General features: G+C 69.9%; 14 protein-coding genes. 5 read left to right on the top strand and 9 right to left on the bottom strand.

Going from position 1 to position 10,235, the window contains the following annotated elements; translation table 11 throughout:
- The coding region (locus VKV26_07470; GenBank protein ID HLZ69734.1) for a transposase at nucleotides 1–208 on the top strand (208 nt) is incomplete at its 5' end.
- 404 nt (nucleotides 209–612) lie between these two features.
- Here the strand turns inward: VKV26_07470 and VKV26_07465 are convergent.
- The gene (locus VKV26_07465; GenBank protein HLZ69733.1) at nucleotides 613–744 is read right to left on the bottom strand and encodes a hypothetical protein; all 132 of its coding nucleotides are present in this window, start codon (nucleotides 742–744) and stop codon (nucleotides 613–615) included.
- The gene (locus tag VKV26_07460; protein ID HLZ69732.1) at nucleotides 741–1,187 is read right to left on the bottom strand and encodes a hypothetical protein; all 447 of its coding nucleotides are present in this window, start codon (nucleotides 1,185–1,187) and stop codon (nucleotides 741–743) included. The genes VKV26_07465 and VKV26_07460 overlap by 4 nt, the downstream gene beginning before the upstream one ends.
- A gap of 259 nt (nucleotides 1,188–1,446) precedes the next feature.
- Here VKV26_07460 and VKV26_07455 point away from each other — a divergent pair, with 259 nt between their 5' ends.
- Nucleotides 1,447–2,229 (top strand): SDR family oxidoreductase, encoded by a 783-nt coding sequence (locus tag VKV26_07455; GenBank protein HLZ69731.1) that lies wholly within the window; start codon nucleotides 1,447–1,449, stop codon nucleotides 2,227–2,229.
- An 82-nt stretch (nucleotides 2,230–2,311) separates the two neighbouring features.
- On the opposite strand, the gene VKV26_07450 is transcribed toward VKV26_07455, so the two are convergent.
- Together VKV26_07450 and VKV26_07445 are read right to left on the bottom strand one after the other, a co-directional pair.
- Nucleotides 2,312–2,635 carry a hypothetical protein gene (locus VKV26_07450; GenBank protein ID HLZ69730.1) on the bottom strand — a complete coding sequence of 108 codons (324 nt, stop codon included), beginning with the start codon at nucleotides 2,633–2,635 and terminating at the stop codon, nucleotides 2,312–2,314.
- Between the two features lie 47 nt (nucleotides 2,636–2,682).
- Nucleotides 2,683–3,153, bottom strand: a complete 471-nt coding sequence (locus tag VKV26_07445; GenBank protein ID HLZ69729.1) for a maleylpyruvate isomerase N-terminal domain-containing protein — start codon at nucleotides 3,151–3,153, stop codon at nucleotides 2,683–2,685.
- 267 nt (nucleotides 3,154–3,420) lie between these two features.
- On the opposite strand from VKV26_07445, the gene VKV26_07440 reads away from it, so the two are divergent.
- Nucleotides 3,421–4,506, top strand: a complete 1,086-nt coding sequence (locus tag VKV26_07440; protein HLZ69728.1) for a hypothetical protein — start codon at nucleotides 3,421–3,423, stop codon at nucleotides 4,504–4,506.
- Nucleotides 4,507–4,652: 146 nt separating this feature from the next.
- On the opposite strand, the gene VKV26_07435 is transcribed toward VKV26_07440, so the two are convergent.
- A complete protein-coding gene (locus VKV26_07435) occupies nucleotides 4,653–5,759 on the bottom strand; it encodes an SH3 domain-containing protein (GenBank protein HLZ69727.1) in 1,107 nt (368 codons plus the stop codon).
- A gap of 631 nt (nucleotides 5,760–6,390) precedes the next feature.
- Here VKV26_07435 and VKV26_07430 point away from each other — a divergent pair.
- Nucleotides 6,391–6,921, top strand: coding sequence for a DinB family protein (locus tag VKV26_07430; protein ID HLZ69726.1), 531 nt, complete (start codon nucleotides 6,391–6,393; stop codon nucleotides 6,919–6,921).
- Nucleotides 6,922–7,246: 325 nt separating this feature from the next.
- Nucleotides 7,247–7,747 carry a MarR family transcriptional regulator gene (locus VKV26_07425; GenBank protein HLZ69725.1) on the top strand — a complete coding sequence of 167 codons (501 nt, stop codon included), beginning with the start codon at nucleotides 7,247–7,249 and terminating at the stop codon, nucleotides 7,745–7,747.
- Between the two features lie 39 nt (nucleotides 7,748–7,786).
- Here the strand turns inward: VKV26_07425 and VKV26_07420 are convergent, their stop codons facing one another.
- The 4 genes from VKV26_07420 to VKV26_07405 form a co-directional block, all read right to left on the bottom strand.
- The gene (locus VKV26_07420) at nucleotides 7,787–8,353 is read right to left on the bottom strand and encodes a DoxX family protein (protein HLZ69724.1); all 567 of its coding nucleotides are present in this window, start codon (nucleotides 8,351–8,353) and stop codon (nucleotides 7,787–7,789) included.
- Nucleotides 8,354–8,498: 145 nt separating this feature from the next.
- Entirely contained in the window at nucleotides 8,499–8,690 is a 192-nt protein-coding gene (locus VKV26_07415; protein ID HLZ69723.1) for a hypothetical protein, read from the bottom strand.
- A gap of 70 nt (nucleotides 8,691–8,760) precedes the next feature.
- Nucleotides 8,761–9,543 carry a radical SAM protein gene (locus VKV26_07410; GenBank protein ID HLZ69722.1) on the bottom strand — a complete coding sequence of 261 codons (783 nt, stop codon included), beginning with the start codon at nucleotides 9,541–9,543 and terminating at the stop codon, nucleotides 8,761–8,763.
- Between the two features lie 252 nt (nucleotides 9,544–9,795).
- Nucleotides 9,796–10,149: a VOC family protein gene (locus tag VKV26_07405; protein ID HLZ69721.1), complete on the bottom strand. Its 354-nt coding sequence runs from the start codon at nucleotides 10,147–10,149 to the stop codon at nucleotides 9,796–9,798.
- Between the last annotated feature and the right edge of the window lie 86 nt (nucleotides 10,150–10,235).

Below are 10,235 nucleotides of genomic sequence, written 5' to 3'. Positions count from 1 at the left end.
GCACATTATGCCAAGAGATGCCGAGCGCACGCTGCTCCAGAAGCTTCCCGGCTACCGGGCGCGCCGCTGGCCGGTGGAGCGCACGCATAGCTGGATGAACCGCTTCCGCCGCATCCTCGTGCGCTGGGAGAAGAAAGCCGAGAACTACACCGCGATGCTGCACCTGGCCTGCGCCTTCACCGCCTTCAAGCAGGCGGGAGTGGTCTAACGGGTTAGGCTCTTAGGTTGCGCTTATCAAGCTCGGACAAGAAGTCGAGCAGGTGCTGATATGCGTATGCTTCGCTCATTTGCCGAACCTTTTGTCGCCGAGCAGTTTCTTCAACTCCTTGAATCCTGGTTCGTTCCTTTGAGCCTCTTCTGAAATTTGTTCCCACGTCATGTGGCCAACCGCATCCAAGCCTGGAAATCCCTTGGGTAGCGGAGCGTTCGTAATTGCTCAGCTACCGCGACCTGGCACTCCGGCAGACAGGGGTGAGGTGATGAGCGGCAGTGGTGCACCGGCACCGACCAGCAGCGCCGCGAACACGCTCTGCCCGCGCCGACGGGCCGTCTCGGCCACGGTGCGTAGCGCGGCATAGCCGGCCGCCCACGCCTCGGCCCGGAAGCCGTTGGTCACCTTAGGCGTGTGCGCGTGTCGCCGCCGCGCCGCGCCGCCAGCGAGACCGGCGCGTCGCTGGTCAGCACGTACTGGCCGAGCGGCGGCGTCTCGCAGAAGAAGCAGCGCGCCGTGCGCAGGCTGGTCACCGAGGGAACAGGGGAGAGGTGACAGGTGACAGGTGACACGTGACAGAGAGTGAGGGGACGCGCAAGTCCGTTCGGCGCATGCGCGTCCGCACACCCGGCGTGTGGCGCCCGGCCGCCCCAGCACGACGTACGGCAGGCGGTTGTGCCAGGCGCCGCGGGCGCCGACGAACGCCGGTCCTTCCTCCCCCTATGCCCTCGTTCCCCGTTCCCTCGCCGTAGCCGAGCACGAAGCCCCAGACGAAGCGCTCGCGGGCGATGGCGGGGTCGTGCTGCGGCGGGCCGGGCAAGGCCCCGACCAACGCCGTGCAGGCCAGGGCCGCGCGCATCAGCAACAGCGCCTCGCCGGCCGGCTCCAGCCCCGCCGCACCGTCTTCCGCGCGGGCGCGGCGCCCGGCCGCGCAGCCCGCCTGAATGGGATCGCCGATCAGCGCCTCGCCCGTCATCGCGCATCCCTCCATTGCCCATGTGCACACGTGCACACGCTCGCGCCTCGCCGCGAGCCTCCTGCTGCGGCTCAAAATAGCACGTACGTTCTATTCTGGCAACACGACTGCCTGACATAAGCCGCCCATCCCGGCCATACTGTTCCCTGGTCTTTATTTCCTTACAGATGGGTGCAAAACCGGCTCGGGTTCCCGCTTGCCGGTGCGCGATGGCACATGAACGCCGGTTTTGCACCCATGTCTCAGCGGAGGTACGCGGATGGAACTGGGGCTGCGCGACACGGTTGCGCTCGTCACCGGCGGCAGTGAAGGCATCGGCAAGGCGGCGGCGGCTGAACTGGCGCGCGAGGGCGCCCGTGTGGCGATCTGCGCCCGCCGCGCCGACGTGCTCGAAGCGGCGGCCGCCGAGGTGCGCACGGCCGGCGGCGGAGACGTGCTCGCCGTGCCGGCCGACGTGCGCAAGCCGGAGGAGCTTGCCCGCTGCGTCGAGACGGTACGCGAGACGTTCGGGCCGATCACGCGACTGGTCAACAACGCCGGCACCTCGGCCGCCGGCCCGTTTGAAAGCGTGGGCGACGAGGACTGGTACGCGGACCTCGACCTGAAGCTGATGGCCGCCATCCGCACCACGCGCTTGATCGTGCCGCAGATGCGCGAAGCGGGCGGCGGGCGCATCGTCAACATCACCAACATCGGCGCCAAGCAGCCGGGCGCCCGCTCGCTGCCCACCAGCGTCAGCCGCGCCGCGGGCATCGCCCTCACCAAGGCGCTCTCCAAAGAGTTGGCGAGGGACCAGATCCTGGTCAACACGGTCTGCATCGGCCTGGTGAAGAGCGCCCAGCTCGAGCGCCGCGCCGTGGCCAGCTTCCCCGACCTGCCGCTGGACCAGGCCTGGGCACGGCTGGGCGAGAACGTGCCCCTGGGCCGCGTCGCCGAGGCGAGCGAGGTCGGGGCGCTGATCGCCTTTCTCTGCTCGGCGCGCGCCGCCTACATCACCGGCGTCGCCATCAACTTCGACGGCGGCAGCTCCGGCGTCGTGTAGGGGTCAGGTGACAGGGGGCAAGTGCACAGGTGACAGGTGACCGTGGGGATCGTGAGCAGACCCTCCTGTCACCTGTAACCAGTCACCTGTCACCCGTCCCCTGTTCCCTCGAAAAGGCGTCGATGTCGAGCGAAGATTCGAGCGTTTCGCCGAAACCGACGATCAGCGCCACGGCCAGCAGCCAGCCAATCTGCCAGAGCCAGGCGGCGCCCACGCCCGCCAGCGCCAGGCCGACCACTGTGAGGCGGAAGCCGCGCATCCAGCCAAGCGGCTGCATCAGGCCGGATGCCGGCCGCGGCCAGGCTGCGCGGCAGCGCCGCACGCCGCGCAGCACGAACCACAGCCCCCACGCCATCAGCCCCGTCGCCGGATAGCTGCGCCAGGCGAGATGTGCAAGCTCGTGCATTGCCGCCTCCTTGCTCAGGTGCGGTGGCGCGGCGTGCGGCGCGTGACTCAGACGGCCCGCGCCTGCCGCCAGGCGCCGATCGCCGCCGTGTGGTCGCGCGTGTGTTCCACCAGCGTCTCGCAGAGCTGCCGTCCGAGCGCGCCCTCAGCGAACACGGCATCCGGCACCGCGTCCAGCGCGGCGCGGAACCCAAGCCAGCTTTCGTCCAACTCGGCCAGGACCTGCGCCGGCGGGAAGGCGTGCCGGCCGAACATCATCGCCGCGTTCCAGGCATCGATCTGCTCGTGCTGGAAGCTCGCCAGCGACGGGGTGCGTCCGCGCACGGCGCGCCCGCCGTCGCGCGCGGCCAGCTCGTACCAGGTGGTGATGTGCGTGATCACATCGCCCAGCGACCACTCGCCCAGCACGGTCTCGCCCATGCGCTCCTCGGGGATCCCTGCCAGCACGGCCTGCAAGGCGGCCTGCTCGGCCTCCAGCCGGGCGATGAGCTCGCCGCGGAAATCGGTTTGCGTGGTCATGACGCTGCTCCTTCGGTTGTTGGGGGAAGAGAGCGGTTTCGCCGGCGAACCCTGGGAGCCGTACAGCCATCCACGTGGCAAGTTGAGAATACAAACAGTCTGTATGTTTGTCAAGGGCGCCCTGCCGGTCGCGGCGTGAATCCGGTCACACTCCCGCCGGCGCCGCCGTAACGCCCGGCCGCGGCCGCCGACTGAACCTGCAGATGCAGGCGCCGCATCCGCAGCATGCTTCCCACAGCCCCACCACGTTCCCAGCGGAGGTTCCCCATGCGGTTTCCTACGACGTTTCCCAGGAAAGCGCCCCTGCTGATCGGCCTGGCCGCGGCCGCGATCGTGGCCGGCGCCGCGCCGGCCGCGGCCAAGGACCGCGACACCCACCACCTGCTCTTCGTCACCAGCGCCCATGAGAACCACGACTTCACCGAAGTCACCTACCCGCTGCACACGGGCAGCAGCCACGGCAAGACCGTGTACTACGTGATCACGGACGCCTCGGACCGCGGCGTGGCCGCGCTTTTAGGCGTGAACTATGTGCCCAAGCTCGCCAACGCGAAGGGCACGGCCGCCGTGCAGCTGGCGAGCGTGCAGGGCTTCGTCGGCAACATCGACTTCCCGGCCACGGTCGACTTCAGCCCGCAGCACGTGATCCAGCCCGGCCCCGCCGGCTTCCCGCCGGCGCAGGCGCAGCCAGGCGCCGTGGGCGAGGCGGGCTACAGTCCGTTGATCCAGTTGCCCGACGGCACGGTGATCAACGCGCCGCAGATCGCCAACGATAGCGGCCGCGCGGATAAGGTGATCCGCATGGACCTGGACGCGAGGACCGTCACCTACGTCGAGACCACCGGCTTCTACGACCGTACGCCCGTGCACTACGCCTCGTTCGACTCCTCCGACGCGGGCGCCGCCGCGATCGAGGACGTGACCTACGCGCCGAACCTGAACGCCGCCCCCGCGCTGGGCAACGAGGACGACAGCAGCTCCGCGCGCGAAGGCCTGGTCGCCTTCACCAACGGCATCACCGACCGCAACAGCCCCGAGCTGCAGGGGATCAACGCCGCTCTGCTCGATGGTCTGCCGTCCAGCAAGGCCCCCCTCAACATCCTGCACGAGGTGCCGGAGCAGAGCTTCCTCACGACCGGCCAGGTGGACTACAGCCCGCTGTGGGACATCCACCTGACGACATGGACGCAGGCCGTGGTGGACGCGGGCCAGAACCTGCGCCAGACGGACTTCGACGATGTGCTGCAGCTCGTGCAGCAGGGCAAGGTCACCGGCTTCCCCGCCGGCACGCCCTTCCGCGCCAGCGGCTTCATCGTCAACTGCCCGGTGGTCAGCCGCGAAGTGCCGAACTAGCGCGGCGCCGGCGACCGCCGCTGCGGGGAACCTGGCGCACCACGCCGGCGCCGGATCCCGGGAAGCCCGGCGAGCAGACGCCGGCGAAGAGCCCGCCTGGCTGCACCGCCAGGCGGGCTCTTCGCGTCTGCTGGAATGCCGCGGACCTACTCGATCGTCCAGGGCGGCGGCAGGTACTGCAGCGGGTCCACCGGCTTGCCGTTCACGTGCACCTCGAAGTGCACGTGCGGCCCGGTGCAGCGGCCGGTGCAGCCGCTGATGCCCAGCTTCTGCCCCTGCTTCACCACGTCGCCGACCTTCACCGCCAGGCTGGACATGTGTGCGTACAGCGTCTCCATGCCGTTGCCGTGGTCCACGATCACGTGCAGGCCGTAACTGCAGCAAGCGTCGCCGCCGGCAAAGGTCACCGTGCCGGGCGCAGAGGCGCCGACCGGGTTGCCGCCGGCGGGGAACTCGTCGATGTCCACGCCGAGGTGCGAGGGGCTGAAGACGGTGCTGATGCGGCGCGAGTTGGTGGGCCAGGCGAGCTTGCCCGGCGGGCTGGCGGCCGCGGGCGCCGTGGTTGGGGAGGGGCTGGGCGTGGCCGTACCGCCGTCGTGCGTGGCGCCGCTGCCGGCCGAGGTGGAGACGGAGGCGCCGGCCGTGCTGCTCACGGCGTTGGCCGTCACCAGCGCGGCGCCGCCGTTGTTGGAGAGAAACGCGCCATCTACCCAGCCGCTCTGGCCGTTGACGCTGACGGGATACCACTGGTTGTTCGGGGCGCCGGTGATCGTCACGCTCGCGCCGCCGGGAATCACCGAGAGCACGCCGTACGACGTGTCCGGCCCGGAGCGCAGGTTGAGGCCATCCGGCGGCAGCACCGTGGCCGTGCCGCCGGACGCTGCACTGGCCGCAGAGGGAGCGCCGGGGGGCGCGGGCGGCGCCGGCGGGGCGGCGGCCGCCACACCGGGCGAACCGTTGCCGCCGGCCTGGGGCGGCGTGGGCGAGTTCAGCGTGACGTACACACCATCGGCCCAGCCGATCTGGCCGTTGTACTGCACCGGCAGCCAGTTATCCGAAGTAGGGTTGCCGGTGATGATCACCGTGGCGCCGTTCGGCATCACGGCCAGCACGTCGTAACTCTGGCCGGGGCCGGAGCGAAGGTTGAGACCATCGGAGGAGTTGACCGTGCCGGTGGGAGAGGTGACGGTGTCCGCCGCGACGGCGCCGGCGCGGAAGGCGGAAAAGACGAGCAGTGCAGCGACCGCGAGCAAGCCGGCCGTTTTGCGCCCCGCCGCCGGCGGGGTAAGCCCGGCCGCGGGAGCAGTCTTCGGGGCGGTGGTGTGCCGGCGCAGAGGTGGCGAAGACCGGGTGGTGCGCCGGGGCGCGAGCATACCGTTAATGCTCTCGTCCTCCTCTGCTGCACGGCAACGGCAGTGTGCCGCCGCGCTTTGCAGCGCGTTACGAAACGGCGACGGGCAAACCTCGGTCATTGTACAGGCACGTCCCAAGGGCGCGACCTTTCATAATCCAGCCGGAGGCCGGCGGAGCCGGAGCGAGGGCAGCATGCCCGCGCGCCTGCGGCGCAACGGACATAATTCGCTCCCGTTTCCTCGCGTTTCCTCGCCTTTTCATATGCAGGTCCGGGAAATGTGTAACATCCATGTTTCGCGCCGTGCCACCGTTCGCCGGGGAACGATTCCGGCTCCTTCCCGCCACCGTACCCCGCCGGCGCCGCCCCGCGGCCCGTGGTTATGGCGTGTTGTTCCGTCGCCCGCGAAAACGCCGCCCCGGCCGCAGCGCCATGCTACGGTGGAAAGCGTCGCGCCCGGCACCCGGCGCGTCCCCTATATAGCCGGCTGGTTCGGGGCCGCCGCGCGCGGCCCCGACGGAAGGGAGTGCGCCATGACCCTCGTGGAGTTCATTCAGGCGGAGCTGACTCGGCTGCACGGGCTGCTGGAGCGTGGCGTGGCCGATCTCTCGCCGGCACAGTGGCACATGGTGCCGGCCGGCGCCGGCACGGCGAACACGATCGCCTTCGAGCTCTGGCACTACGCGCGTACGGAGGACAATATCGTGCAGTTCATCCTGCAGGGCCGGCCCACGGTGTGGATGGACGGCGGCTGGGCGGCGCGCCTGGGCCTGCCCGAGCGCGTGCAGGGCACCGGCATGGCGACGGCCGAGGCGCAGGCACTGCGCATCGCGGACTTCGACGGCTTCGCGCAGTACCGGCGCGAGGTCTGGGCCAGCACGGATGCCTACCTGGCCAACCCCGATGAGGCGACGTTCAGCCAGCCGAAACTGGTGAAGCCGTTGGGCGAGATGCCGGCGATTCGCGCCCTGGGCCAGGTGTGCATGACGCACGGCTTCACTCACCTGGGCGAGCTGGAGCTGTCGCGCACGCTGCTCGGCCTCGGTCCGGCGATCGGCATTTGAGCGGGGTGTGCGGCCCTCACGTCATTTCACACACCTCACACACCTCACACACCTCACACACCTCACATACCCCTCTCCCAATCCTGGGCGAGGGGAGCTTCTACGTGGTCGCGTTTTCAACCTCAATCATCCGTATCAAGATCTCCCCTTCCCCTGGAATTGGGGGCAAGAGGCACGGGTCGGGGGATGGGGGCCGCACCGAAAGGTTCGTGAGGGTGCTTGTTAGCTCCCCTTACACGCTGTACCGTAAGGTTTGGCTAGATTACAAATGACCCATACCGGAGCGGCCGCGCCGGTCGACCGGGCGTTCGGTGCGGAGGCGCGCATGAGGGACGAGGAGCAGCAAACACCGGCAGAGGAGCTGTGGTGGCTGCTGATGCAGGTGGGGACGCAGGTGCGGCGCGTGGCGGAGCGGCGGCTTTCCGCGGCGCGCAGCTCGCCCGACCAGGTGCAGGCGTTGCAGGCGATCGCCGCACGCCAGCCGCTGACGGTGGGCGAGGTCGCGCGGGCGATGGGGCTGGAGCGCAACAGCGCCTCGCAGCTCGTAGAGCGGCTGGTGCAGCAGGGCCTGGTGGAACGCGAACGCTCGCTCAGCGACCGCCGGCAGGTCTTCGTCTCGGTCAGCGATGCCGGGCGGCAGGCGATCGCCGACTCGGCGCCCTCGATCCGCGCACTGGCGGCCGAACTGCTCGGCACGATCGGTGAGACGCAACTGCGCGATGCCGCCGCCGTGCTGCGGGCGATGCGCGACGGCGCCGGCACGCTGCTGCAAGGCGCCGCGCCCGAGCCGGCGCCCGCGCCGGTCGAAGTCTCTGCCGCTGGCTGAGCACGGCAACGGAGCGGACGCGGAAGTGAGGGGTGGCGGCTATGTCAGCGGCCAGCGGCGCAGGGCGGGGAAGCGCGCGGCCAGCAGGCGGTCGAGGCCGTAGAAGCGGCCGGCGCTGCTCAGCGCCAGCGCCAGGCAGGGGATGAACTCGGTCCAGTAGTCCCAGACGAAATCGGCGTCGCCCTGGCCCCAGCGCGAGAACCAGATGTGCGCCGTCATCAAGCAGCCGGCGATCGCCAGCGCCGGCGTGAAGGCGCCCAGCACCAGGCCCAGGCCCACCGCGAACTCGCCCAGGCCGACGAGATGGCCGAACAGCCCCCAGTGCGGCACCAGCACATCGAGCACGAGCCGCTTGTACGGCTCGATCGGGTGGTGCTGCACGTTCGCCTGGATGATGCCCTTCGCGCCGTTGTAATCGATGAGAAATCCGGGCAGCGGGTGCAGGTGTTCGAGGCCGAACAGCTTGCTCAGGCCGTTGCTCAAGAAGACGAGGCCGAACAGCACGCGCAGGATCAGCAGTCCCCAACGCAGCAGGGTCGTACGCAGCGCGGCGTCGCCGGCGCCTGCCGCCGGGCCGGGAATCGCGATTACGTCGCTGGACGGCATGGCCGGCTCCTCCTCGGCGGCGCGGCCGAGCGCAACAGGGCCCGGCCGCAGCGGCGGCCGGCCCATCCGGCACGTGCGCTCAGTCGAAGATCAGACAGGTGGTGGTGCGTCGGACGCCGCCGGCGGCCGCTATTCCCAGCGAGACTCAGCGGCCGAGCTGCGCTAGGTCGCGGCTCTCCACCGTCGCAATCAGATCGTACGGCCCGCTCACGATGGCGACGGAGGTGACCCGCGAGCCGTCGAGCTCGATCTGCGGCAGCGTGTCGCGCAGCTCCTCCACCCGCGTCTGGTCGGCTTCGATCAGCACAAAGGCCCGCACACTCGTGCTACTGGTCATTTGTCAACTGCTCCTTCGCTCCACGCCGCCCGCGCCTCGCTGGCCCCGCACGGGGGCCGTGGCGCTAGCCTCACTTGAACGGGCGCGGCAGGGCGCCCGCCGCCAGCACCTGCTGCCAGCGGCAGGCCAGCAGCTCCCAGGCCGCCGCCAGCGGGAAGATCCGCCGCGTCAGCAGCATGTCTTCGTCCAGCGCCAGCGGATGCCAGAAGACGCCGTCCTGGCTCACGGTCAGCTCCGGCTCCAAATCCGCCGCGCTCAGCTCAAGCCCCTCGCGAGAGAAGCCGCGCTTCGCCAGCGGCCGCAGGAAGTGCCGCTCCCGCGGAATGCCGAGCGCGGTGACGAAGGCGCGCAGATCGTCGAGGCAGTCGCGGTTGGCCGGCGTCTCGGTGCTGCCGATCACGACGGTGAAGCCGAGTTCCCGCAAGGTGCGGATGCCGGCGACGGTCTTCTGCCACGAGCCGGCGCCGCGGTAGTCATCGTGCGTCGCGGCCTCGCCGCCGTCGAGGCTGACCTGCACCGTGACCTCGCGCGAGATCTGCTGCAGCGACTCCAGCCGGCGGCCGTGGTAGAGCATGGCGTTGGAGAGCACCGTCGTCGGCAGGCGGTCGGCGGCGTAGTTCAGGCGCTCGGCGATGTCGGGCAGCAGGAACGGCTCGCCGCCGGTGAGCAAGACCTCGCGCACGCCGGTTAACACCGCCTCGTCGATCAGCCGGCGATAGACGTGCGGCGCCAAAACGCGGCGTTCGGCCCGCGGGCTGGAGCGGGCGACGCAGTAGCTGCACTGCAGGTTGCAGTCAAAATTGGTGTAGATCCAGAGCCGCCGCGCCGGTGTAACAGCTACGGGTGCGGTCATCGTCGCATCCCGGCGGGGCGTGCTCGCGGCGCGGCCGGCGGGGGATTGTTCCGCGCGCCCGCCGACGCCACGCGGCGCAACAGTAGTCGCTCCCGCCGTCCGCCGCAGTGAACTCGCTCACGTCTGCCGGGTCCGCGGCCCCGGCGACCACGCGCGGTGCACAAAACCAGCGGCCCCGCGAAGGCTCGCTGAGAGCCGGCCGCGGGGCCGCACGAAGCGACGGGCCGCGGGAGCGATGCCCGCGGCGGTGGTTTACATGCCGTCCTTGATCAGGCCGATCGCGTTGCCGTCCGGGTCCTGGAACACGGCGAGCGTGACCGTGTTGGGAATCTCGGTCACGGGCATCAGCACTTTGCCGCCCAGGCTGGTCGCCTGGTCGAGCGTTGCCTGCAGATCGGGAACGGCGACATAGAACATCGTGTGCGGCTGGTCGCCATTCTCGGCGCCGGCGATGCCGCCGTTGATCCCCTGGCCGCCGTTGTCCACGATGCCGTAGTTCATCGGGTTGTTCGCGTCGATCGCCCAGCCAAACAGGCTGGAGTAAAACTGCCGTGCTTTGCCCGCATCCTTGCCGATGATCTCGAAGTGCACGACCGGGTTCGCCATCTCAGCGTCTCCTCATCGCCTTGCTTGCGGCCCGCGCCCGTCCGGGGGCGCCGGCCGTGTACAGGCCGTACGGCTGCGGATAGGGT

The sequence above is a fragment of the Dehalococcoidia bacterium genome, assembly GCA_035310145.1.
Taxonomy (GTDB): domain Bacteria; phylum Chloroflexota; class Dehalococcoidia; order CAUJGQ01; family CAUJGQ01; genus CALFMN01.
The sequence above is the reverse complement of the archived record's forward strand: the minus strand, read 5'-3'. Positions and strand labels throughout refer to the sequence as shown.